This is a genomic window from Ectopseudomonas chengduensis (assembly GCF_900102635.1).
GTDB classification, from domain to species: Bacteria; Pseudomonadota; Gammaproteobacteria; order Pseudomonadales; family Pseudomonadaceae; genus Aquipseudomonas; species Aquipseudomonas chengduensis.
Map to the genome: position 1 here is coordinate 92,812 of NZ_FMZQ01000003.1, position 21,728 is coordinate 114,539.

The window sequence follows — 21,728 nt, forward strand, 5'->3', positions numbered from 1 at the left end:
ATTGCAGAGCGGCCGCCACCTGGATTGGATGTAACTGCGATTCTGGTATCGGGCTGTGGCGCTCAGGCCAGGTGTTCGCGCAACGCCGCGCCAGCCTGCTGCATGGCAGTGCGTACCGCAGGCACCTCGGCGATCACGTTGAGCAGGCCGTAGTCGTGGATCATGCCGTTGTAGCGCACCGCGCTGACCACGACGCCGGCGGCGCCCAGGCGGCGGGCGTAGGCTTCGCCTTCGTCGCGCAGCACGTCCATCTCGGCGCTCTGCACCATGGCCGGTGGCAGGCCTTGCAGCTGTTCCAGGCTGGCGCGCAGCGGCGAGGCGTGGATCTCGTTACGCTGCTTGGGGTCGGTGGTGTAGTTGTCCCAGAACCACTCCATCATGCCGCGGGTGAGAAAATGTCCCTCGGCGAACTGGTTGTAGGAGGCGTTGTTGAAGCTGGCGTCGGTCACCGGCCACAGCAGCAACTGAAAACGCAGCTTCGGCGTACCAGCCTCTTTCGCCTTGATGGCGACCACGGCGGCCATATTGCCGCCGACACTGTTGCCGGCCACGGCTAGGCGCGAGCCGTCGACACCGATCTGGCTACCGTTGTCAGCCACCCACTTCGTGGCGGCATAGGCCTGGTTAATCGCAGTCGGGTATTTCGCTTCGGGCGAGGGGGTGTAGTCGACGTAGACCGCCGCGGCGCCGGAATGCACCACCAGGTCGCGGATCAGCCGTGCGTGGGTCGGATAGTCGCCCAGCACCCAGCCGCCACCGTGGAAGAACATGAAGCCCGGCAGGTTGCCCTGGCTGCCTGCCGGACGCACCACCACCAGCTTCAGCATCTGGCCGGCGGCCTCGATGCTGTGTTCGCGGGTTTCCACGGCCGATAGATCGACCTCGACCGAGGCTTGCGCGCCCACCAGCACAGCGCGGGCTTCCGCAGGCGATAGCCGTTCCAGGGGCGTGCCGCCACCGGCGGCCAAGGCTTCGAGAAAGGATTGCGTGTTGCGTTCGACGCCGGGACTGCCGGCGTCCAGGTTGGGGGAAGGCTGCATGGCGATTCACCTCATGATGGCTGAAGGAACTGTAGCGCTACTGCGTCGGGCATCTTCTGCCCTTGCGGTCGATCCGGCTTGTACCGGCCTGCCGTTTTGGCATCAGGCTGCTGCCGGGCTGCTAGAGTGAGAGCGGAGTCGCTGGCGTCCGCACGAGGTGGGCATGACAGGGGAAAGTCGCAAGCTGGGCCTGGGGTCGCTGACCGCGCTGGTGGTGGGCTCGATGGTCGGTGGCGGGATCTTCTCGCTACCGCAGAACATCGCCGCGCGGGCCGATGTCGGCGCGGTACTGATCGGCTGGGGCATTACCGCGGTGGGCATGCTGGCGCTGGCCTTCGTGTTCCAGGGCCTGGCCAACCGCAAGCCGCAGCTCGATGGCGGGGTGTACGTCTACGCCAAGGCGGGCCTCGGCGACTACATGGGTTTTTCCTCGGCCTGGGGTTACTGGATCAGCGCCTGGCTGGGCAATGTCGGCTACTTCGTCCTGCTGTTCTCGACCCTGGGTTATTTCTTCCCGGTCTTCGGCCAGGGCAATACGCCGCTGGCCATCGCCTGCGCCTCGGGGTTGCTCTGGTGCGTGCACGCCCTGGTGCTGCGCGGCATCAAGGAGGCGGCGCTGATCAACCTGATCACCACCGTGGCCAAGCTGGTGCCGATCCTGCTGTTCATCGCCATCGTCGGCCTGGCCTTCGACCGCGACATCTTCACCCGTGACATCTGGGGCCGCAGCAACCCGCAGTTCGGCGGTGTGCTGGAGCAGGTGCGCAACATGATGCTGGTCACCGTGTTCGTGTTCATCGGTATCGAAGGGGCGAGCGTGTACTCGTCGCGTGCCGAGCGCCGCCGCGATGTGGGCAAGGCCACGGTGATCGGCTTTCTCGGCGTGCTGGTGCTGCTGATGCTGGTCAACCTGCTGTCGCTGGGGGTGATGAGCCAGCCCGAGCTGGCGGCGCTGCAGAACCCGTCCATGGCCGGAGTGCTGGAGCATGTGGTGGGGCGTTGGGGGGCGGTGCTGATCAGCATCGGCCTGGCGGTGTCGCTGCTTGGTGCGCTGCTGTCGTGGGCGCTGCTGTGCGCCGAAATCCTCTTCGTCTCCGCCAAGGACGGCACCATGCCGGCCTTCCTGCGCCGGGAGAACGCCAATCAGGTGCCGGTCAACGCGCTGTGGCTGACCAACGGCATGATCCAGCTGTTCCTGCTGATCACCCTGTTTTCCCAAGGCACCTACCTGTCGCTCATCTACCTCGCGTCGTCGATGATTCTGGTGCCCTACCTGTGGTCGGCGGTCTATGCGCTGCTGCTGGCGCTGCGCGGCGAAACCTATGAAGACCAGGCCGGGCTGCGCCGCAAGGATCTGGCCATCGGCCTGCTGGCGGTGGGCTACGCGATCTGGCTGCTGTATGCCGGCGGGGTCAAGTACCTGCTGCTGTCGGCGCTGCTCTACGCGCCGGGGGCGCTGCTGTTTCGCCAGGCCAAGCGCGAGCAGGGGCAGGTGCTGTTCACCCGCTACGAATGGCCGATCTTCGCCGCCGTATTGCTGACCGCCGTGCTGGCCGGCTATGGCCTGTATGCCGGGCATCTGAGCTTGTAGCGCTGGACAAAGCGGTCAGCGCGCGGATAATCCGCCTCATCGCCCTCTGACTCTGGCCTCGCGACCCCTATGCGCAAATCCCTGCGTACCGCCCTGATCTGGATACTGATGCTGGCCCTGCCGGCACAGGCCATGGCGGCGCTCGGCATGCAGTTGTGCGAGCAGGTGCATCGCAGCGGCGCTCTGCAGATGAGCTCGACTCAGCAGGTCGAGCACGGCATGCACCACGACATGGCGGCCGACAGCGCACATGGCGCGCATCAGGACGCCGCCCCGGTGGCCAGCAGCAATGCTCCCAGCGATGGCAGCCTCTGCACCCTGTGCGCCTTCTGCGTCGGTGTCGCCGCGCCCAGCCAGCCGTTTCTGAACGACTCTGCCCTGCAAACCGTCGAGCCGGCTACAGCCTGGCCCGACCGCCTTATCGTCGGCGTGGCCGACACGCCCGAACGCCCCCCGCGTCTTTCTCTCGCCTGAGCCCCTTAGGTAGCGCCGTCCTGCGGCGCCTGTAGCTCACGCGGCCGCCTGGCCGCCGTACGCGAGAACACATCATGACTTTGCATTCCCTTGCCGGAAGGCTGCTGGGCATCGCTGCCCTGACGCTGCCCGGCATCTTGATGGCGGCCCAGCCCGACCCGCTGGACGCCAACGCCGCCGTGCCGGCGCAGGATTACCGTTCCCCTCTGCAAGACTACCGTGCCCAGGCCGACGAGCCGTTGCAGGACTGGCGCGCGGCCAATGACCTGGTCGGCCGTATCGGCGGCTGGCGCACCTACAGCATGGAAGGCTGGGAGCAGCCGGCCGAGCAGGGCGCCGAGCCCGTCGAGGGAGGTGGCCATGACCACCATTAAACCCGCCGTACTGCTCTGCGCCGCGCTGCTGCTGACCGGCTGCGCCGGCTTCAGCCAGGACGGTGGCTTCGACCCGGTGCAGCAAAGCGCCGAGCGCCAGCTGGACAAGCAACTGCTGTGGGCGCGCGACGAGGCCGGGCGCGGGCAGATCGAGGCACGCGTCGCCGAGTTGCTGGCCGAACCCCTGAGCCTGGATGCCGCGGTGCAGCTGGCGCTGCTCAACAACCGCGGCCTGCAGGCGTCCTTCGACGAGCTGGGCATCGGCGAGGCCGAGCGCGTGCAGGCCGGGCGCCTGCCCAACCCCGGCTTCTCCTACGGTCGTCTGGAAAAGGGCAGCGAGGTCGAATACGAGCGCGGCCTGCACCTGAATCTGGCGCGGCTGATCGCCCTGCCGCTGACCTCGCGCCTGGAAGGTCGGCGCTTCGAGCAGCTGCAGCGGCAGACCAGCCTGGCGGTGTTCGACCTGGCCAGCGAGACGCGCAAGGCCTGGTACCAGGCGGTCGCCGCCGAGGAGAGCCTGGTCTACGCACGGCAGGTGCTGGACGCCGCCGAAGCCGGCGCCGATCTGGCCCGGCGCATGGCCGCAGTGGGCAACTTCAGCAAGCTGCAGCAGGCCGAGCAGCAGAACTTCTACGCCGAAGCCGGCATCGGCCTGTTGCAGGCCGAACAGGCGCGAGTACGTAGCCGCGAGCAGCTGACCCGTCTGCTCGGCCTGTGGGGCGAGCAGCTCGACTACCGCCTGCCCGAACGCCTGCCGGCGTTGCCGAAAACCGCGGACGAGTTGCCGGACGTGGAGCGCCTGGCCATGAACCAGCGCCAGGACATCCAGGCCGTGCGCCTGGATGCCGAGCGCCTGGCGCAGAACCTCGGCCTGACCCGCACCACGCGTTTCATCAACGTGCTGGAGCTGGGCGTGGTCAACAACCGCTCAAACGAGGAACCGACCCAGCGCGGCTACGAGATCAGCGTCGAGCTGCCGCTGTTCGACTGGAGCGGTGCCAAGGTGGCGCGGGCCGAGGCACAGTATCGCCAGGCGCTCAACCGTGCCGCCGAGACGGCGATCAACGCACGCTCGCAGGTACGCGAGGCCTATCACGCCTACCGCAACGCCTTCGAGCTGGCGCAGCACTACCGTACCGAGGTGCTGCCGCTACGTCAGCGCATCGCCGAGGAAAACCTGCTGCGCTACAACGGCATGTTCATCAGCACCTTCGACCTGCTCGCCGATGCGCGCCGCCAGGTGCAGGCGGTGGATGGCTACCTGCAGGCGCAGCGCGCCTTCTGGCTGGCGCGCGCCGACCTCGACATGGCCCTGTTGGGCGCCCCCAATCCCTCGCTCGGCGTGGCGCCTGCCGCTGCTGCCGAGCCGGCCGCCGCCGGCCACTGAACAAGGAATTTCCCAGATGGTTTCACGACGCGATTTCTTTCTCGGGGCCGGCGCCATCGGCGCTGCGGTGGCCACTTCGGCGGTCAGCCGGGTGGCCATGGCGGCCCTGCCCGAACCGGTGCTGCAGGCCAGCGCCGACACCCAACCGCCGCTGCAGCCGAACAGCGGGCGGCCCTACAACCCGGTGGTCACCCTCAACGGCTGGACCCTGCCGTGGCGCATGAACAACGGCGTCAAGGAGTTCCACCTGGTCGCCGAGCCGGTGGTACGCGAGCTGGCGCCCGGCTATAAGGCCCACCTGTGGGGCTACAACGGCCAGTCGCCGGGACCGACCATCGAGGTGGTGGAGGGCGACCGGGTGCGCATCTTCGTCACCAACAAGCTGCCCGAGCACACCAGCATCCACTGGCACGGCCAGCGTCTGCCCAACGGCATGGACGGCGTCGCGGGCCTGACCCAGCCGGCGATTCCGGTGGGCAAGACCTTCGTCTACGAGTTCGTCGCCCGCCGCCCCGGCACCTTCATGTACCACCCGCACGCCGACGAGATGGTGCAGATGGCCATGGGCATGATGGGGTTCTGGGTCACTCACCCCAAGGAGCATCATCCGCTGATCAGCGAGGTGGATCGCGACTACTGCTTCCTGCTCAGCGCCTACGACATCGAGCCGGGCGCCTACACGCCGAAGATCATGCAGATGCTCGATTTCAACCTGTGGACCTTCAACAGCCGCGTGTTCCCCGGCATCGACCCGCTGGTGGCGCGCCAGGGCGAGCGCGTGCGCCTGCGTGTCGGCAACCTGACCATGACCAACCACCCGATCCACCTGCACGGTCACGAGTTCGAGGTCACCGGCACCGACGGCGGGCCGACCCCGGTCGGCTCGCGCTGGCCGGAGGTGACCGCCGATGTGGCGGTGGGGCAGATGCGCCAGCTCGAGTTCATCGCCGACGAGGAGGGCGATTGGGCGCTGCACTGCCACAAGAGCCACCACACCATGAACGCCATGGGCCACGACGTGCCGACCCTGGTCGGCGTCGATCACCGCGACATGACCCGCAAGATCGCCAAACTGGTGCCGGACTACATGGTGATGGGCGAGCGCGGCATGGCTGACATGGCGGAGATGCAGATGCCGCTGCCGGACAACACCGTGCCGATGATGACCGGCGACGGCCCGTTCGGCTCGGTGGAGATGGGCGGCATGTTCACCATGCTCAAGGTGCGCAAGGAGCAGGCCGCCGGCGACTACCGCGACCCGGGCTGGTTCAAGCACCCAGCCGGCACGGTGGCCCATGAGTGGAAAGGCGCACTGGCCAGCCCGAGCCGCTCGCACGATGGCGGTGGCCAGTCGATGCCACTCAAGCAGCCGCTCGAGGCGCCGGTGGAAGTGCAGGTACGCAAGCCCGGCGGTCATGCCGGGCATTAACGGGGCGGGCCGCTACGCGGCCCGGTCCCCACAGCAAGCGAGGATTCACCGATGAAAACAGCACAGTTACTGGTTCTGACCCTGATCGGGCTGCTCGGCAGCCCGGCAGCGCTGGCCCACAGCGAAATGCACGAGGGGCATCAGGCCGCCGCAACGATCAAGGAGCAAAAGCCTTGGGGTATCGCCGGCGATGCCAGCGAAGTCGACCGCACCATCGAGATCCGCATGACTGATCAGATGCGTTTCACTCCGGATCGGCTGCAGGTCCGGCAGGGCGAGACCATTCGTTTCGTCCATTACAACGACGGCAAGATCCTCCACGAGTTCGTCATCGGTACCCGCGAAACCCTGGATGAACATGCCGAGGCAATGCTGCGTTTTCCCGGTATGCAGCACGACGAGCCCTATATGGCTCACGTTGCGCCGGGGCAGAGCGGCGAGATGATCTGGACCTTCAACCGCGCCGGCGAATTCGATTTCGCCTGCCTGATCGCCGGCCACTACCAGGCCGGCATGGTCGGTACCATCCAGGTGCTGGCCGACTGACCTACGAGAGGAAACACGCATGAAGAAGCAACTGATGATCGCGGCGCTGGCCGCCCTGTTCAGTCTGCCGTTGCAGGCCGCCGACCCCGCGCCGCTGAGCCAGGGCGAGGTGCGCAAGGTGGACGCCGCTGCGCAGAAGATCACCCTGCGCCACGGCCCCATCGCCAGTATCGGCATGCCGCCGATGACCATGGTCTTCGAGGTCGAGAAGCCGGAACTACTGGAAGGGGTTTCAGCAGGAGAGAAGGTGAAGTTTCAAGTGCAGCAGCAGGGTAGCCGTTACATCGTTACCGAACTGCAGGTAGTGGAGTAGCCAGGAGAGCCGGCCCAGGCATTGCGCCTGGGCTGGCGAACACTCAGTTCAGGCCGTCAGTCAGGGCCTTGGCAGGTACCAGCTTGACCACTTTCTTGGCAGCGATTTCGATGGCTTTGCCGGTCTGCGGGTTACGGCCGGTGCGTGCCGGGCGCTCGCTCACTTTCAGCTTGCCGATGCCTGGCAGGGTGATCTCACCGTCGTTTTCCAGTGCGTCGCCGACAATTTCGCCCAGCTGATCGATCAGGGTACGGACAGTGGCTTTGGGCAGGGATACGGCCTCGGCCAGGTCGCTGATCAGTTGGTCTTTGGTGATTGCCATGATGTAACTCCGTTTGCAGGTGAGAGGTTCGATGCTGCCGATATGGATCTGCGCAGTCGAAAACGTGGGAACGCTAACATAAAAGACATGATTCGGCAGTGCCGCAACGGGCACTGCCGATAGGGCTTAGTGTCGCATCAGTCCTGGTGGTTCCAGCGTGCTAGCAAAAAACGCAGCCTGCCGCTGATGCCGGGTTCGCTGGCGCTGTCGAACGGCACCTCGATCTCCAGGCTTCCATCGTTCTGGAGGTTGCCATCGAGTTTATGGTCGGCGCTGTGCACCCCCTGGTTCTGCCAGGCGTGGCTCACCTGCCAGCCGCTGTCGGCGCCAGGCGGGGTTATTTCCAGCACCAGGCTGTTGCGGAACAGGTAGCTGCCCTCGAAATGCTGGTTGACCCATAGCTTGCGCTCCACCTCGTAGTCCGGCACTCGCACGTTAAAGGTCAAGGTATAGGCCAGCCCCTTGCGCCTACTGTTCACGCGCGCCCGATCAGCCAGAAACAGGCTGCCAAGGAATAGCTTGCCGTTCTCCTGCGGTGCCTTGAGCCAGTGCTGGTGGGCGAGACAGGCCACCGAATCCTCTTCGGCAGTACGCCGGCTCAGGTACCAGAGCTTGCCACGGGGGGCGGCGAGCACTTCGAACTGGTACAGGGCATTGACCGTTTGCCCCTGGCTCTCAGACTTGCGCAGCTCCTTGGGCAGGGTGATGGCGTCGACTTCAGCCCAGATGTCCACACGTACATCGCCGAACAGAAAGCGCGTGAGATTCTGGTAAGCCTCCTCGCTGTTGACGATGCCGAAGTAGCCGGAATGCGCTCGATAGGTAAAGGCCTTGGCGCAGGGCGCTGTCGGTTTGCCGCTAGCGTCCAGGCCGCAGAGGGTCGCGTTGTCGATGCGCACCAGGCCGTCGCTGCCATGGCCGGCGAAGGTACGCGACAGGCCCAGGCCAGCTTCGTAGTCCATGCGGTTGGTGCCAACCATGCAGAAGAATCGTTTGGATGCAAAGCGTGCCTCGGGTAGCCAGTCGACGCGCTCGGTGAGCTTGTAGGCAGCTTCCAGATCCAGAAAGGTCGCCAGGCGCTGGCGGTTGAAATTGCTGATATCGCTCAGGTTCAGCCAGCTCGGCGGGTTGATGCCGAGCAGGTCGATGCCGTTGTGCGGGGTAGCGTAGGTGAACACCTTGTCCACCAGCTGAGCCGCGCCGTCCGGATCCAGCTTGGGATTTTGCAGCAGGCCACGGCAGACCAGGCCACCCATCGAATGGGCCACCAGATAGCAGCGAAAGTCGGTCTTGCTAATGCCGTTCTTGGGGTTGGCGCAGATCAGCTCGCGCACCTTGAGTATCAGCTCGCCAAGCTTGCTGGCGAATACCTCCAGGCTCGGTGTGCTGCCGATGCCCAGCAGCCGTGAGGCCTCGTCGTAGTAGCGATAGATGATGATCGAACGGCTGCCCAGGCGATTGTCGGTATTGGCGGCCCATTCCGGGTCGAGAATGTCGTAGCCGTCTTCGTATACGTCCTGATAGTCGAATTCCGTGGCCAGGCGGATCACTGGCGACTCGAAGACGAATTTGCGTGGCTGGCGGGTCTTTTCCGCTACCGCGCGGTAGACGGTAGAACCGAGGTTGAAACCGCAGAACGGGTCGGCGCTGGTCTGGTCGATCTCCCCCGGGGTCATGGCGTAGCCACGCACGTAGATGATCGGATGGAAGGGGCTATGCGAATTGGCCATGGTTGCTCCTGAGGTGGCGTGCGCGTGCCTCGGGAATGCTCATCATGGCCGAACTGCGGGATGCGACGAGTGGCGCGGGTAATAGTGGAGAAGGTTAGTTCAGCGCCAGAGGTTTTCCGGATTTTTGCACCGCCAGACGGCGACTTGGCAAGGCTCGACTAAGCTACTGATACTTGCCTAATGCTGGAGTGCCATCATGTTGCGCGCATTTGCCGATCTGGGGTTCCGCTGGAAGATTGCCCTGCCCATTCTGTTGCTGGCCGCCTTGCTGGTAGCGATGGGAACCTTGGGTGTGCGCGGTATCACTCAGGTCGCCGAATCCAGTACCACGCTGACCAATCGCCATCTGCCGGCCATCAGCCTGCTGCTCAACGCCGACCGCGATCTTTATCAGGCCTTCGTCGCTGAGCGTAGCCTGCTTGATGAGGGTGCCGAGGATCACGTCGCCGCGCTCAAGAAAACTCACGCCGAGAACCTGCAGCAGGCCTACGACCGTGTGCACAAGTTCGCCGACATGCAGCCCGGCAGCGAGGCGCTGGCGCTGGTGGCCGAGTTCGATCGTGGCTTCGAGCGCTGGAAGGCCACCTCGCAGCGAGTGCTGGAGCTGGCCTCCAGTGATCCGGAAGGCGCCAGTCGGCTTAGCTTTGGCGACAGCGAGGCGCAGTTCGAAGAGGCGCGCACTGCCATCGACAAGCTCGGTGAATTGGAAGACAACGCCGCCAATGCCGTTGGCACCGATGCCATTGCACGCGGCGAAGCGCTGGTCTGGCAGCAGGGACTGATCATCGCCATCGGCCTGCTGGTGTGCCTGGTCCTGGTGGTGGGCTTCCCGCTGTTGGTGACCCGTCCGCTGCATAACCTGCTTTATCGCATCGAACAGATCGCTGACGGTGACGGCGACCTGCGGGTGCGCCTGGACGTGCTCTCCAGGGACGAACTGGGCAAGCTCAGCCACGCCTTCAACCGCTTTCTCGACAAACTGCAGCCGTTGATCAAGGAAGTCGGCAGGGTCACTGGTGAGGTGGCCGACTCGGCACAGAGTCTCGCAGGCATGGCGGCCGCCAATGATCGATTGATAAGCAGCGAGCACGCGGCGGTCGATCAGGTCAGCACTGCGGCCACAGAAATGAGCGTGGCCGTGCATGAGGTGGCGCGCAATGCGCAGAATGCTGCCGATGCCGCGCGCCATGCCGAGGTCCAGTCGCGAGAAGGCGCCCAGGTGGTCGGTGCGACCATTCATTCGATCCGCCAACTGGCCCAGGAAGTGGAGAGCGCATCCGACACCATCCAGACCCTGGAGCAGGAAACCGCCAACATCGGCGCGGTACTGGCGGTGATCAAGGGCATCGCCGAACAGACCAACCTGCTGGCGCTCAACGCGGCCATCGAGGCGGCGCGGGCAGGGGAGCAGGGCCGCGGTTTTGCCGTGGTCGCCGATGAGGTGCGAGCGCTGGCAGCGCGTACCCAGGAGTCGACCAAGGACATCCAGCAGATGATCGAGCGTCTGCAGGCTGGTGTGCAGAATGCGGTCAAGGCCACGCATTCAGGCAGCGCACGGGCGCGGCAGAGCGTGGAGCAGGCTGCCGGTGTGGACCAGGCTTTGAGCGTGACCGGTGATTCGGTGCAGCGCATCAACGACATGGCTGCGCAGATCGCCACCGCCTGCGAGGAACAGAGCAGCGTTACCGAGGAAATCGCGCGCAATATCAGCGACATTCGCGACCTCTCCAACGAAGCGGCGCAGACCTCCGAACAGAGCACGCGTGCCAGCCAACACCTGTCCGAGCTGTCCCACGGGCTGGCCCAGTTGGTGGGACGTTTCCGGGTGTGACGTCAGTGTCTCGCGTATCTAAGTGTTTGAAGCAGTTGTAAGTTTACGTTTAGCCGTTACAATGGCGCGGCTCGTCGCAATGGCGAGCAGCGTTATGGTGGCCCTGCCGGTCCCCTCGCAACGATTACCCGTTAACCTGGTCAGGCCCGGAAGGGAGCAGCCACAGCGGGAACATTGTGTGCCGGGGTGTGGCTGGTGGGGTCCACCTCCAGTGACATAAGTCATTGATTCTGAAGGGTTTTTCACTCCATTCCACGCAGTGGTACAAGGAGTGATACATCCGTGTCTACTGTCCCGTCTTACCTCCTCCTGTCGCGCCATTCGGTCTTCTATTTCCGTATCGTGGTGCCTGAAGTCATTCGCCCTTTGTTCCCTCAACGGGAGATACGCAGGTCGCTCCAGACGCGCTGCCGTAGGGAGGCGTTGATCCGTGGGCGTGAGCTTCTGCTGCAGGCCCAGCGACTGTTCACTGAGGCATTCCAGGGGCGTCGGCCATCGTTGGACCTCCTGATCGGTGCCTGGGAGGCGGGTGGGAAGCGCGTCGCTAGCTGGGCCTCCTGGCTGCGCCAGCAGCAGTTGGTTAGTACCTTCGAGGCCGTGATAGCTAATCCTAGGGCGCAGCCGAGCAGGGGGCCGCAGAAGGCCAATACGGTCCCCATTCGTGACGAGCCGCCGCTGGCCCCATTGTTCTCCAAAGTCGTTGACGAATACCTACGTCAGCAAGCTCGGGAAGGTGTCTCTACCAAGACCCTGGACGACAAGCGGGCAATGGCTTCCCTGTTTGTCCGCGTCATCGGAGACCACCCTATAAACTTCATCACCCGCAAGGAGACACAGCAGTTCCGGGAGACCGCGTTGAAGCTGCCGCCACGGATACACCAGCTGTCCGTCACGTCCCTGGAACAGGCCATTACCGAGGCCAAGACCACCATCAGTCAGACCACTTTCAACAACTACGTGAAGAACCTGACGACGTTCTTCGCCTATGCCATCCGGGAGGGTTACTGCGATAAGAACCCGTTCTACAGGCTTGGCATCAAGCGCAGGGGGAAGGTGAACCAGGAGCGTTCGGCGTTCACTGAGGCCGACCTGAAGGCCTTGTTCGACAGGAGCAGGTACGCGCCTGCAAATGGGCCTAAGCCGAATCAGTATTGGCTACCCCTGTTGGGGCTCTATACGGGCGCACGGCTGAATGAACTGTGTCAGCTGTACCTGGACGATATCGTGGTCGTTAATGGTGTGGACTGTATTCACATACGAAAGGGTCGGCCGGACCAGAAGCTCAAGAACGATGGCTCTGAGCGTTTGGTCCCGATTCACTCTCGCCTGAAGGCCCTTGGGTTCATCGAGTATGTCGCCAGCCTGCGTGTAGATGGGCATGCGCGGCTATTCCCGGAGCTGACCCTTCACAAGAAGCATGGCTACAGTGCTGCCCCTTCCAAGTGGTTCGCTCGGGTCAGGGCGCAGCTGGGCTTTGAGGGGAAGAAGGACTTCCATAGCTTCCGCCATACATTCGCAGACCACTTGAAGCAGAAGGGGGTTTCTGAGGCGCTGGTCGGCGGTGTACTGGGGCATCAGACAGGCGGGATAACGTTCGGTCGTTACGGGAAAGACTTCAGGCCGGAGGTGCTGGTGCCCGTGGTGGAGCTAGTCGGCTTGACTGCCTTGTGAAGCCAGGCATTGTCGGCAATTGATTGCGATACTGATGACGGCGGCCGGTGGTCGGGCCTGTTCCGGGACACTCCAGCCTTCTTCTTCGTCGAAGCCATAATCCGCTGCCGTGTGCCTATGGTCGCTCTGCAGTTCGATGATCTGGACAGCCTCCAAGTGGAGAATTAAGCCGGCCATACCGATAGCAGAGATGAAGTACGGCAAAGCCTCAAAGGCAACGATACCTACAGTGCCGTCACAAATCTCCGGCAACTTGCCTGTCAGCAGTTTGCCCTTCGCGTCGAAGAGGGCCGGTCGGCGCTTCCGCGTATATGTCATACCGCTGTCCACGGAGGTGCCACTAGCCTTCATCTTGAAGTTGAAGATCAGGTTGCCGGTCGGCTCCTCGGTTTCCTTGTCGTACTCGACGCTGAACAGGTCATTGACCTTCAGCTCTTTCAGCTTCTTGCGCTGCTCGACCTTCAAGCCGGCGAAGCCTTCTTGACCTTCAGCGATGGCTTGATCCAGGAGCGGTGCCAGGGTCTTCAGTAGGGGCTGTGCAGCCTCCTCGCTCAGGATGACGCCGACCTTGTATTGGCCATCCGGGTTCGGGAAGGCTTCGGTGCCGTAGTCGGGCTTGTCGAGGGCGGGGAAGCGGAAGACGCCACGCGGGGTGCGGGCTTTCAGGATGGTGCGTTTCTTCTTGTCGGTGGACATGTAGGTACTCAGGTATGGATTTGTTCGAGGGCTTCTAGGCCGCGCTTGGTCAGGTCGACCAGAAAACAGCAGGGGGGAAGGCACGCCCGTGCGAACCTTCCTGGGGATGGCTCTGCAGGGCGTGATAGCGGGTTAGACCATGGATGTTTCTTCAGCCGGAATCAGCTTCCGGTGCGACTTCTGGAACTGTGCAGCCTTGGCCGCCAGGGCGTCGACATGTTCATTCTCGGCGTGGCCGCTGTGCCCCTTGACCCAGTGGGCGGTGACGTTGCACTGGCCGAGCAGGGTATCGATGACCTGCCATAGGTCGGTATTCTCGACGGGCTTCTTATCAGACTTCCTCCAGCCCCTGGATTTCCAGCCTGGCAGCCATTCGTTGATGCCGAGGACTACGTACTTGCTGTCGGTGTAGAGGTCGACCACTGCAGGCTTCTTGATGATCTTCAGGGCCTCGATTGCAGCGGTCAGTTCAGCGCGTTGGTTGGTCGGATGGTGGCCGTCGCCCAGTGGGCCTGCGGCTTCCATGGTGGCGCCTTCAGGGTTGCGGACAAGGACTCCCCAGCCAGCCCTGGCGATGAGGCTGCCGTTGTTGATACAGGAGCCGTCGGTGAAGGCGGTGTAGGTACGTGCGGTCATGTGGTGTGTTCCTCGATGGTGAATTTTGGGTGCAACCTTCCCGGCATCCTCAGCGGAGGGCGCCTGGCGACTGGTGGGGGATAGGACGAGCAGGTTGGAGCGGACCAATTCCCGACAGAGATATAGGTGGTTCACTGGTCCATTTGGGATGCATCTTTCAATGCAGCCTTGGGAGCGTTATGTCAGGGGTGGTCGTGGAGGGCGGTAGTAGCGCAGCTGCTGTCGGCTTTCCGAAGAGGCCGACCAAGGAAAAAGACCAAGGAGGACGGACAGAGGTGGGTAGTCCTTAGTCCATCCTCACTTCATTGTTAATGGTCAGGCTTTCCTTGTTCAGACAGTTGATGCGCGACTGCCCTGCAAGCATCTTTCTGGGGTATGGCTACTGTCTGAGGTCAGAGGCATAGCCGATCAAGTTCGGCGTCGGGCTTGACGGTTGGGGCATCGTTTGCTGCTGGTCGTTGGGCCATATGGCCGAGTCGTCCTTGAAGTAGTTCAGCAGTCTCAGCGTGCCGTTGGCACTTGATCTCGACAGGTTCGGGGGACGCTTGCTTGAACGCAAGGCTGACCAGCTCCGTGAAAGCGTGTTTCCTGGATGCACTCGGGAAGAGGGACATGAACTCGGAGACATACTCCTGGGCTCGGTCGTGGAGGTATCCGGCCATGCTGACCAGCGTATCGTTGGCAGCAACGGGGGCCTGTCGAGGAAGCCACTCGGGAATGAACAACGCTTCTTTGCCTTTGGCAGAGGCTGCTTTCGTGACCTGCTTCTTCAGGTACTGATACTGGGAGTCCGTCATGTCGAGCATCCACGTCCGCCTATCGCGGTCCAGGCGAAGACCATACAATTCACGCAAGACCGGCCACATCTCAGAGCGACGTACCCCGCCTGGTCGTGTGCTCAACTTCACCAACTCGGCAATGGCAGCGGCGCGTGTCATTGTTACCTGATGCTCAAGAACCAGTGGATTGTCATCCTTGGTCTCCTTCACTTCTTGCTTGATCTTGCGTATCTGGCGTCGGGAGAGTTTGGTCTGCTCCTCAATGGCGCGTTCGGAGGCTTTGGTCTGCAGTAGCTGGATGACCTGCTGCTTCTGGCTATCGGTCGGCCTCATTGTGCTCGCCTCCCGGTCTCCAGGATGGACGTGGCATTGGGCCGTCTGACGATGGGACCGAGGGCGAGCCAGCGAGGCTCCTCACGGTCGCTCCGGGCCAAGTCCAGGAGGTCGTCATCCTCCCAGGACAAGCCCGCTGTAAGGGCCAGCTCCATGGCTTCAGCCAGGCGTGTGTCGCGGCACTTCTTCTTGCCCAAGGCGCAGGCCAGGGTGGTCAGTCGGTCGATGTGGTCAGGGCGCAGGTGCAGGTTCAACCGCACCAGCTTGGGGGTGGTGTTCATTGGATCGAAGTCCTTAGTGATAGAGCGAACGCAAGCGCCCCGCCTGGAGGGCTCCGGGCAGGGTGTGTTGTGGTCGTCGTTGATGGGAGGTGTAGTGGAGGGCGCTCTCCAGCCGTTGGAGTGAGGAGCGATGCGCCCAGGTTTACTATGTATGGCCGTAAATCAAAATCGACTTACTGCAGGCCTTTGCGCTGGTTGTTCATTGGGGTGGCCGTAAATGGCCAGGAGGGGCTGCAGGGGCTGTGGCTGGTTGTCCAATGGGGGGGCCGTAAAAGGCCTGCACGAGCACCGTGAGGGTGGCCCAGGTCGACGGTGGTCATTGGCCAGGCGCTCGTCGTGGCCTGCTCCTAGAGCCGCCTGGCTTGCTGCTGGAGTGGCGCTCAGGCCTCGACCGGGTGTGCCCTACAGGCCCGCTTCACGGTGGCCGTAGAGACGCCCCAGTGGTCGGCAGTGGCCTGTATGCTGGCGCCGTTCTCCTTCCTCCAGGAGGCGATAGCCGCGTCGTCGTGCTGCTTGGGGGCGCCCAGCTTGCGACCGTCCTGCCTGGCCTTCTCGATCCCCGCCATTTGCCTGGCCTTGATGTTCTCCCGCTCCAGCTCGGCGACCCCGGCCAGTAGGGTGAGCATGAGCTTGCCAGTGGGCATTGATAGGTCGAAGCCTTCACGCATGGATACGACGGTGACGCCCTTGGCCTTCAGTGCCTCGACTGTCTCCAGGACGTCGATGGTGTTGCGCCCCAGGCGGTCGATGGCTGCGACGATGACGGTGTCGCCCTTCCTGGCGAAGGTGAACAACGCCTTGAATCCTGTCCGCTCCAGCGCCTTGGTGGTGCCGCTGGTGGCCTCGTCGGTGAACCATCCATCGTCGCTGACCTTGTAGCGTTGCCCGATGGCGTGGCGCTGAGCCTCGACTGACTGGCCGTCGCTACTGACGCGGGTATAGGCGAGGATGGTGGTCATGGTGCTGGGCTCCGACTGGCTCATAAGGTAGGCTCTCAATCTGCCTTGTGGCTCATTGAAAGTCAACACAATTGAGCCAATCTGCAGGGCTCATTCCGCCGTGTCGTCGTGAGGTCGCCGGGCTTGGGTCATAAGGTGTACTTCCTGAGCCATCCTCATACCGCCTTCGCGCCGGACAGCAACGTCCTGACGCCGACTCTAGAAGGTAGACTTGAACGACGCTTTGACCGTCAATTGCATAGATAGACCAGCCCCCAGGGGGGGAAGTCTGTAAACCACTTTATATTCAAGGCCGAACAAATTTTTTCTTTTCAACTTGCCGCCACACGGAGTGCAGATGCACACGGAGAACGCAACATGCCCAAACCCCGCACTGGTCGAATTACTCCAAGAGCAACTTGAACTGCTACGAGTAGCCCTGTTCGTAGCTACGCAGGGGCCTGCTGAAATGGCAGGAACGCAGTTGCATTGCTCTTTGGAACCCTCCGTCGTCAGCGCGTCGCAGCCGATAGCAATGTGCGCGGGACAGTCGGTGAGTACGATCCTGCGTTGCCTTGACTGGCGCGGCATTCCAGTAAGAGACCTGTATCCGATTGCAAGAAGCGCAGTGGAGTCGTTCATCAACGCAGCCTTCCTGGTCTCTCAGGACAACGCCACGTCTGAGCGGGCACTTCGATACGTGAAGTTCGGGTACTGGAAGCAGCACAACCGAAACGTTGGCGAAGGGCTCTTCAGTCTGAAGCTTTCCTCCAGTGGCTTGCCTGCGGGCTCCACGCCAGCAGAGTTCGAGGAGTTCACAGGGAAGGGTCAAGATACCTGGACGAAACTGTCTCTTCCCAGCCGAATCAATCGCGTGGGCCAAGCTGCGGGCAGAAAAGCCGGCAGTCGGCTTCTTGCCGCTTACGCATTGATCTACTCCGTATCCTCCGAAGTCATCCACGGCTCCCCGTTCGGGGTCAGTTACTTCTACTCTGCCAGGGCACCTGCTTCAGTTGAAGAGTTTCAAAAAGCTACCGTTCACCAGGTCGAGGACATACTCGTTGCCGTGGCACACGCGGCGGCGGGCTACCTCTCCACGTTTTTCACCTATCAAAGCATGGAAGTCGCTGTGGCGGCCGAGCAAGACATCTTCAACAAGCTAATGGCCATCGAAGGAGTAGATCCTCAATAGACTCCCCTTCGGACGAAGCTGTCGTACAATCCCCGCCCTCACACGCAGCTAGAGCCCAAAGGGCGTGGGGCTTGAGGTTTTCACGGGTGTCTCGGCGGTTCGGTTCACCGCCGGCCGTGGCGCAGGTTGCTCATGACGGTGCTGACAGGCGCCAATAGATTTTTCCCTTCTCCGTATCGCACGAAGCCGAACCGGGCCCCGAAGGCCGTGGCGTCAGGGTTCGCCTGCTCTACGCCGATGTGGGTGTAGGGGACTTCGTCGGCAACCTCGACGAGAAACTGCATTAGTGCTCTGCCGTGGCCTTGCCGCTGGTTCGTGAAGCCAATCCTCGACACCACCAGCGTGTCGCTGTTCCATCCGTGCATGGAAGGGGGCGTGACCCGGAAGTAGAGGTCGTACTTGGCTGTCCGTGCATCCACGCTGCAGCGGGAGATTCCAAGGCGTACTCCTGGTCGTTTGTACCCGAACTGAACCTGTAGGTACTCCGTCAACAACGCGGCGAAAGCACGGGTTCTCTCATTGGCGGCTTTCAGCATCTCTTCATCGTTGGGCATGGGGCGGTTCCGGTATCGATTGGCGTGATGGCTGTTGTATCAAGCGAAGCCCGATCCTGTCCCGCAAGTGGTACAAAAGGGGGGCAAACAGGTGATACAAAGCGCCTTGTAGGCTGACCCAGGCAGTCGCCTACAATGGCCTCGATTTCCATTTTTCTGCGTGGTCTGGTGAAGACCGCTTCAGAGGTGGCGCTGACTCATGAAGGCTCTAGAACGGGCTTTTGGCAGCGTTATGGTGGCCCTGCCGGTCCCCTCGCAACGATTACCCGTCAACCTGGTCAGGCCCGGAAGGGAGCAGCCACAGCGGGAACATTGTGTGCCGGGGTGTGGCTGGTAGGGTCCACCTCCAGTTTCCAAGCCCTTGCATCCTTCTATCTCAATATCTTCAGCGTCTATCTGGCGGTTTTTTGCTGTGCGCAATAAAAAGCCCGCGCTTTGGGCGCGGGCTTTCGGCTGTTTGCAGGCTCAGGCGATGCGGTAATTCAACACGCTGTCCTGTTCCTTGAGCGTCTTGCGCAGATCGGCTGGGATATTGCCGGCGCGTACGGCCAGTTCCAGGCGGATTTCTTCCAGGCTTTGGGCGAAGGCATTCTGGTCGTTGATCTGTGGCTTGGCCAGGACGCGGCTGTAGACAGTGATGTCGCTCTCGTCGAGCAGGGCGAGGATGATGCTGCCGTCCGGGCGCGGTGAGCTGAAGCTGGCACGCAACGGATTGAACAGGTGATCGACGAGCTGTTGGTTGGTGAGTTCCATGTCCTACTCCATCCTGAGGTTGGTCACCTTCGACCTCAGGATGACGACTTAGTTCAGGCAGTGAGCGACTGGCGGGTACGCTCGATCACCTGTTGCAGCGATTCGTCGCTGTACTGGCCTGGGTAGAGACGCTGGCTGTACTGGGCGATACCGGTCTTGTCGACCAGGGTAAAACTGAAGCTGCCCTTGCGCGTTGCCTGAATGCGGCAATCGAACGGTGCAAAGGCGTGAGTCAGGGTGCTGATGGCTTTCTGAATTTGATATTGAGCATTCATTTTTCTAAGTATTCCTTAAAGCATGTGCGCTTCGTTGCGCGTGGTGTAGCTCCATGTGGTTGGCCGAAAAACGGCCATAGCATGTCAACCGATCGGAGCTTGATTAGCACGATAAAGTTCCATTGTTACGGTTCTTCGGCGTGGTCGGTACGTCGGAGGCAGGCAGAGGAACTGCGCCGATAAACGGCGAGTCGGCCTGATCAGTCAGCAGATGGGATCTTGGAGGGCGGCAGCGCAGAGATGCGCTAGACGTTGAACCGGGAAACCAGCGAGGGGGCGCAAAGGCCTTAATGACTTGCAGCGTGGTACGAACGGCGCGAATACTAATGCTTTGTGCAAGAAATGACCAGTGTTATTTCTCAAGTCAGGGCGATGCTGCTCCACACAAGCGGGTGGCGGATGCAATTTGCCGGTTGCTCCGCTAGGATTAGCCCACTTTTGCTTTCCTCATATGACGGTTTTCCATGAGTTATCAGGTTCTTGCACGTAAATGGCGTCCGCGCTCGTTCCGCGAAATGGTCGGCCAGACGCATGTGCTCAAGGCTCTGATCAACGCCCTGGACAGTCAGCGCCTGCACCATGCCTACCTGTTCACCGGCACCCGTGGTGTGGGCAAGACCACTATTGCGCGGATCATCGCCAAGTGCCTGAACTGCGAAACCGGCATCAGTTCCACCCCTTGCGGCACCTGTTCGGTCTGTCGGGAAATCGATGAGGGGCGTTTCGTCGACCTGATCGAAGTGGACGCCGCCAGCCGCACCAAGGTCGAAGACACCCGTGAGCTGCTCGACAACGTGCAGTACTCGCCAAGTCGGGGTCGCTTCAAGGTCTACCTGATCGACGAAGTGCACATGCTTTCCACCAGCTCCTTCAACGCCCTGTTGAAGACCCTGGAGGAGCCGCCGCCCCACGTCAAATTCCTCCTCGCCACCACCGACCCACAGAAGCTGCCGGTTACCGTGCTGTCGCGCTGCCTGCAGTTCTCGCTGAAGAACATGCCGCCGGAGCGAGTGGTCGAGCACCTGACCCACGTATTGACCGCCGAGAACGTGCCGTTCGAGGACGATGCCCTGTGGCTGCTTGGCCGCGCTGCCGATGGCTCGATGCGCGACGCCATGAGCTTGACCGACCAGGCCATCGCTTTCGGCGAAGGCAAGGTACTGGCGGCTGACGTGCGTGCCATGCTCGGCACGCTCGATCACGGTCAGGTCTATGGCGTGCTGCATGCGCTGATCGAAGGTGATGCGCGGGCACTGATCGAAGCGGTGCGTCATCTGGCCGAGCAGGGGCCGGACTGGAATGGCGTGCTGTCGGAAATGCTCAACGTCCTGCACCGCGTGGCGATAGCCCAGGCGCTGCCGGAGGCCGTGGACAATGGCCAGGGCGACCGCGAACGCGTGCTGCAACTGGCCCAGGCGCTGCCGGCCGAAGACGTGCAGTTCTACTATCAGATGGGTTTGATCGGGCGTCGTGACTTGCCCCTGGCACCTGAACCGCGCGGCGGCTTCGAGATGGTGCTGCTGCGCATGTTGGCCTTCCGCCCGGCGGGAGCCGACGACGCGCCCAAGGTCACGCTAAAGCCCTTGGGGATCAGCCAGGCCACTGCTGATTCCCAACAAAACCCAGTGGCCGGCACCGCTATGCCGGCTCCTGTGGTTTCTGCTCCTGTTATCGCTCCCGTCGCACAGACTCCCGTTGTTACGGCGGTGGTCGAGCCTAGCCCTGTTGTGCCGGCCCCGAGTGTCACGCCTGTCGTGAGTGAGCCGGTTCAGCCTGTTGAAGTGCCTGTAGCGCCGGCCGCTAATCTGCCCGTCGATCCCGAGCCCGCTGCTCCTGTGGTTGATGTGCCGTGGGCAACTGCCAAGGCTGCCGAGCCCGTGGCTGAGCCCGTTCAGCCTGTTGCGCCAGCAGAGCCAGAGGTGAAAACCGCAGAGCCAGTAGTTGCGCAAGTTGCATCGGTCGAAGTGCCCGCGCCGAGTGAGGTCGCGCCACCGGTAGCCGATGCAGATGGTGGTGAAGATGAGCCACCGCTCGGCGACTACGACTATGTGGAAATGGACGCCGAAACCCTGGACTACGATTTCGGCCAAGCCGAAACCGCGGCGCCCGTGGTTGAAGAGCCGTTGCCTGCGGCTAAACCCGCAACCGGTCTGGCGGCAGAGTGGCTGTCACTGTTCCCGCAGCTTGGCCTGGGTGGCATGACTGGCAGCATCGCCGCCAACTGCACCCTGATCGAAGCCAATGGCGATGACTGGCTGCTGCACCTGGACCCGGCGCACAGTGCACTGTTCAATCCGACTCAGCAGCGTCGCCTCAATGACGCGCTGAACCAGCAACAGGGGCGCAGCATCAAACTGCGTATCGAGCTGTGCAAGCCTGAGCAGGAAACCCCGGCGCAGGCCGCCGCCCGGCGCCGTGCCGACCGCCAGCGCAGCGCCGAGGCGTCGATCCATGGCGACCCGCTGGTGCAGCAGATGATTCAGCAGTTCGCGGCCAAGGTGCGCGACGACAGCATCGAACCTATCGATATTCCCAGCTAACCGGTCGTTTCAACGACTTGTTTAACCCCGAACACCGAGGATA

22 protein-coding genes and 2 other RNA genes are annotated in these 21,728 nt (G+C 62.5%); 13 read left to right on the forward strand and 11 right to left on the reverse strand.

Features of this window, described 5'->3' with window-relative positions; all coding sequences use genetic code 11:
• Window positions 1–62: 62 nt before the first annotated feature.
• Window positions 63–1,040, reverse strand: coding sequence for an alpha/beta hydrolase (locus tag BLS08_RS07075; RefSeq protein ID WP_055985137.1), 978 nt, complete (start codon window positions 1,038–1,040; stop codon window positions 63–65).
• A gap of 163 nt (window positions 1,041–1,203) precedes the next feature.
• Here BLS08_RS07075 and arcD point away from each other — a divergent pair, with 163 nt between their 5' ends.
• The 7 genes from arcD to BLS08_RS07110 all read left to right on the forward strand — a co-directional run bounded on the left by arcD (window position 1,204) and on the right by BLS08_RS07110 (window position 7,154).
• Window positions 1,204–2,631, forward strand: coding sequence for an arginine-ornithine antiporter (arcD, locus tag BLS08_RS07080; RefSeq protein ID WP_017677260.1), 1,428 nt, complete (start codon window positions 1,204–1,206; stop codon window positions 2,629–2,631).
• 69 nt (window positions 2,632–2,700) lie between these two features.
• Entirely contained in the window at window positions 2,701–3,105 is a 405-nt protein-coding gene (locus tag BLS08_RS07085) for a hypothetical protein (protein WP_017677259.1), read from the forward strand.
• Between the two features lie 74 nt (window positions 3,106–3,179).
• Entirely contained in the window at window positions 3,180–3,479 is a 300-nt protein-coding gene (locus tag BLS08_RS07090; protein ID WP_017677258.1) for a hypothetical protein, read from the forward strand.
• Window positions 3,466–4,866: a TolC family protein gene (locus tag BLS08_RS07095; RefSeq protein ID WP_055985134.1), complete on the forward strand. Its 1,401-nt coding sequence runs from the start codon at window positions 3,466–3,468 to the stop codon at window positions 4,864–4,866. The genes BLS08_RS07090 and BLS08_RS07095 overlap by 14 nt, the downstream gene beginning before the upstream one ends.
• Before the next feature lie 16 nt (window positions 4,867–4,882).
• Window positions 4,883–6,295: a multicopper oxidase family protein gene (locus tag BLS08_RS07100; protein WP_055985131.1), complete on the forward strand. Its 1,413-nt coding sequence runs from the start codon at window positions 4,883–4,885 to the stop codon at window positions 6,293–6,295.
• Window positions 6,296–6,346: 51 nt separating this feature from the next.
• Window positions 6,347–6,841 (forward strand): cupredoxin domain-containing protein, encoded by a 495-nt coding sequence (locus tag BLS08_RS07105; protein ID WP_055985128.1) that lies wholly within the window; start codon window positions 6,347–6,349, stop codon window positions 6,839–6,841.
• 19 nt (window positions 6,842–6,860) lie between these two features.
• Window positions 6,861–7,154 carry a copper-binding protein gene (locus BLS08_RS07110; RefSeq protein ID WP_055985125.1) on the forward strand — a complete coding sequence of 98 codons (294 nt, stop codon included), beginning with the start codon at window positions 6,861–6,863 and terminating at the stop codon, window positions 7,152–7,154.
• 43 nt (window positions 7,155–7,197) lie between these two features.
• On the opposite strand, the gene BLS08_RS07115 is transcribed toward BLS08_RS07110, so the two are convergent.
• Together BLS08_RS07115 and BLS08_RS07120 are read right to left on the reverse strand one after the other, a co-directional pair.
• The gene (locus tag BLS08_RS07115) at window positions 7,198–7,476 is read right to left on the reverse strand and encodes an HU family DNA-binding protein (RefSeq protein WP_017677253.1); all 279 of its coding nucleotides are present in this window, start codon (window positions 7,474–7,476) and stop codon (window positions 7,198–7,200) included.
• Between the two features lie 137 nt (window positions 7,477–7,613).
• The gene (locus BLS08_RS07120; protein ID WP_055985122.1) at window positions 7,614–9,206 is read right to left on the reverse strand and encodes an esterase/lipase family protein; all 1,593 of its coding nucleotides are present in this window, start codon (window positions 9,204–9,206) and stop codon (window positions 7,614–7,616) included.
• Window positions 9,207–9,402: 196 nt separating this feature from the next.
• On the opposite strand from BLS08_RS07120, the gene BLS08_RS07125 reads away from it, so the two are divergent.
• From BLS08_RS07125 to BLS08_RS07135, 3 genes are all read left to right on the forward strand, one after another.
• Entirely contained in the window at window positions 9,403–11,037 is a 1,635-nt protein-coding gene (locus tag BLS08_RS07125) for a methyl-accepting chemotaxis protein (RefSeq protein ID WP_021489887.1), read from the forward strand.
• A gap of 104 nt (window positions 11,038–11,141) precedes the next feature.
• Window positions 11,142–11,238: signal recognition particle sRNA small type (gene ffs, locus BLS08_RS07130), an RNA gene on the forward strand.
• Between the two features lie 141 nt (window positions 11,239–11,379).
• Window positions 11,380–12,708, forward strand: coding sequence for a tyrosine-type recombinase/integrase (locus tag BLS08_RS07135; protein ID WP_394327940.1), 1,329 nt, complete (start codon window positions 11,380–11,382; stop codon window positions 12,706–12,708).
• On the opposite strand, the gene BLS08_RS07140 is transcribed toward BLS08_RS07135, so the two are convergent.
• From BLS08_RS07140 to BLS08_RS07160, 5 genes are all read right to left on the reverse strand, one after another.
• Window positions 12,685–13,404: a hypothetical protein gene (locus BLS08_RS07140; protein WP_055985115.1), complete on the reverse strand. Its 720-nt coding sequence runs from the start codon at window positions 13,402–13,404 to the stop codon at window positions 12,685–12,687. The genes BLS08_RS07135 and BLS08_RS07140 overlap by 24 nt on opposite strands.
• 132 nt (window positions 13,405–13,536) lie before the next feature.
• Window positions 13,537–14,040 (reverse strand): ribonuclease H family protein, encoded by a 504-nt coding sequence (locus BLS08_RS07145; protein ID WP_055985112.1) that lies wholly within the window; start codon window positions 14,038–14,040, stop codon window positions 13,537–13,539.
• A 392-nt stretch (window positions 14,041–14,432) separates the two neighbouring features.
• Entirely contained in the window at window positions 14,433–15,152 is a 720-nt protein-coding gene (locus tag BLS08_RS07150; protein WP_055985108.1) for a hypothetical protein, read from the reverse strand.
• On the reverse strand, window positions 15,149–15,433 hold the full coding sequence (locus BLS08_RS07155) for a hypothetical protein (RefSeq protein WP_055985105.1): 285 nt from the start codon (window positions 15,431–15,433) through the stop codon (window positions 15,149–15,151). The genes BLS08_RS07150 and BLS08_RS07155 overlap by 4 nt, the downstream gene beginning before the upstream one ends.
• A 380-nt stretch (window positions 15,434–15,813) precedes the next feature.
• A complete protein-coding gene (locus tag BLS08_RS07160) occupies window positions 15,814–16,392 on the reverse strand; it encodes a recombinase family protein (RefSeq protein WP_055985180.1) in 579 nt (192 codons plus the stop codon).
• Window positions 16,393–16,729: 337 nt separating this feature from the next.
• Between BLS08_RS07160 and BLS08_RS07165 the strand changes: the two genes are divergently transcribed.
• A complete protein-coding gene (locus BLS08_RS07165) occupies window positions 16,730–17,563 on the forward strand; it encodes a DUF5677 domain-containing protein (RefSeq protein WP_055985102.1) in 834 nt (277 codons plus the stop codon).
• 104 nt (window positions 17,564–17,667) lie between these two features.
• Here BLS08_RS07165 and BLS08_RS07170 read toward each other — a convergent pair whose 3' ends face one another.
• A complete protein-coding gene (locus BLS08_RS07170; RefSeq protein ID WP_055985099.1) occupies window positions 17,668–18,117 on the reverse strand; it encodes a GNAT family N-acetyltransferase in 450 nt (149 codons plus the stop codon).
• 242 nt (window positions 18,118–18,359) lie between these two features.
• Between BLS08_RS07170 and ffs (BLS08_RS07175) the strand changes: the two genes are divergently transcribed.
• Window positions 18,360–18,456, forward strand: an RNA gene (ffs, locus tag BLS08_RS07175) — signal recognition particle sRNA small type.
• Window positions 18,457–18,582: 126 nt separating this feature from the next.
• Here the strand turns inward: ffs (BLS08_RS07175) and BLS08_RS07180 are convergent.
• Together BLS08_RS07180 and BLS08_RS07185 are read right to left on the reverse strand one after the other, a co-directional pair.
• The gene (locus tag BLS08_RS07180) at window positions 18,583–18,870 is read right to left on the reverse strand and encodes a DUF3509 domain-containing protein (protein WP_021489876.1); all 288 of its coding nucleotides are present in this window, start codon (window positions 18,868–18,870) and stop codon (window positions 18,583–18,585) included.
• 53 nt (window positions 18,871–18,923) lie between these two features.
• Window positions 18,924–19,145: a hypothetical protein gene (locus tag BLS08_RS07185; RefSeq protein ID WP_055985095.1), complete on the reverse strand. Its 222-nt coding sequence runs from the start codon at window positions 19,143–19,145 to the stop codon at window positions 18,924–18,926.
• A gap of 464 nt (window positions 19,146–19,609) precedes the next feature.
• Here BLS08_RS07185 and dnaX point away from each other — a divergent pair, with 464 nt between their 5' ends.
• Window positions 19,610–21,685, forward strand: a complete 2,076-nt coding sequence (gene dnaX / locus BLS08_RS07190) for a DNA polymerase III subunit gamma/tau (RefSeq protein WP_055985092.1) — start codon at window positions 19,610–19,612, stop codon at window positions 21,683–21,685.
• Window positions 21,686–21,728: the final 43 nt, after the last annotated feature.

Bases quoted from the DNA above. Each gene is read 5' to 3' on its own strand.
- BLS08_RS07075 (WP_055985137.1), bottom strand. From the start codon at position 1,040: ATGCAGCCTTCCCCCAACCTGGACGCCGGCAGTCCCGGCGTCGAACGC.
- arcD (WP_017677260.1), top strand. From the start codon at position 1,204: ATGACAGGGGAAAGTCGCAAGCTGGGCCTGGGGTCGCTGACCGCGCTG.
- BLS08_RS07085 (WP_017677259.1), top strand. From the start codon at position 2,701: ATGCGCAAATCCCTGCGTACCGCCCTGATCTGGATACTGATGCTGGCC.
- BLS08_RS07090 (WP_017677258.1), top strand. From the start codon at position 3,180: ATGACTTTGCATTCCCTTGCCGGAAGGCTGCTGGGCATCGCTGCCCTG.
- BLS08_RS07095 (WP_055985134.1), top strand. From the start codon at position 3,466: ATGACCACCATTAAACCCGCCGTACTGCTCTGCGCCGCGCTGCTGCTG.
- BLS08_RS07100 (WP_055985131.1), top strand. From the start codon at position 4,883: ATGGTTTCACGACGCGATTTCTTTCTCGGGGCCGGCGCCATCGGCGCT.
- BLS08_RS07105 (WP_055985128.1), top strand. From the start codon at position 6,347: ATGAAAACAGCACAGTTACTGGTTCTGACCCTGATCGGGCTGCTCGGC.
- BLS08_RS07110 (WP_055985125.1), top strand. From the start codon at position 6,861: ATGAAGAAGCAACTGATGATCGCGGCGCTGGCCGCCCTGTTCAGTCTG.
- BLS08_RS07115 (WP_017677253.1), bottom strand. From the start codon at position 7,476: ATGGCAATCACCAAAGACCAACTGATCAGCGACCTGGCCGAGGCCGTA.
- BLS08_RS07120 (WP_055985122.1), bottom strand. From the start codon at position 9,206: ATGGCCAATTCGCATAGCCCCTTCCATCCGATCATCTACGTGCGTGGC.
- BLS08_RS07125 (WP_021489887.1), top strand. From the start codon at position 9,403: ATGTTGCGCGCATTTGCCGATCTGGGGTTCCGCTGGAAGATTGCCCTG.
- BLS08_RS07140 (WP_055985115.1), bottom strand. From the start codon at position 13,404: ATGTCCACCGACAAGAAGAAACGCACCATCCTGAAAGCCCGCACCCCG.
- BLS08_RS07145 (WP_055985112.1), bottom strand. From the start codon at position 14,040: ATGACCGCACGTACCTACACCGCCTTCACCGACGGCTCCTGTATCAAC.
- BLS08_RS07150 (WP_055985108.1), bottom strand. From the start codon at position 15,152: ATGAGGCCGACCGATAGCCAGAAGCAGCAGGTCATCCAGCTACTGCAG.
- BLS08_RS07155 (WP_055985105.1), bottom strand. From the start codon at position 15,433: ATGAACACCACCCCCAAGCTGGTGCGGTTGAACCTGCACCTGCGCCCT.
- BLS08_RS07160 (WP_055985180.1), bottom strand. From the start codon at position 16,392: ATGACCACCATCCTCGCCTATACCCGCGTCAGTAGCGACGGCCAGTCA.
- BLS08_RS07165 (WP_055985102.1), top strand. From the start codon at position 16,730: ATGCACACGGAGAACGCAACATGCCCAAACCCCGCACTGGTCGAATTA.
- BLS08_RS07170 (WP_055985099.1), bottom strand. From the start codon at position 18,117: ATGCCCAACGATGAAGAGATGCTGAAAGCCGCCAATGAGAGAACCCGT.
- BLS08_RS07180 (WP_021489876.1), bottom strand. From the start codon at position 18,870: ATGGAACTCACCAACCAACAGCTCGTCGATCACCTGTTCAATCCGTTG.
- BLS08_RS07185 (WP_055985095.1), bottom strand. From the start codon at position 19,145: ATGAATGCTCAATATCAAATTCAGAAAGCCATCAGCACCCTGACTCAC.
- dnaX (WP_055985092.1), top strand. From the start codon at position 19,610: ATGAGTTATCAGGTTCTTGCACGTAAATGGCGTCCGCGCTCGTTCCGC.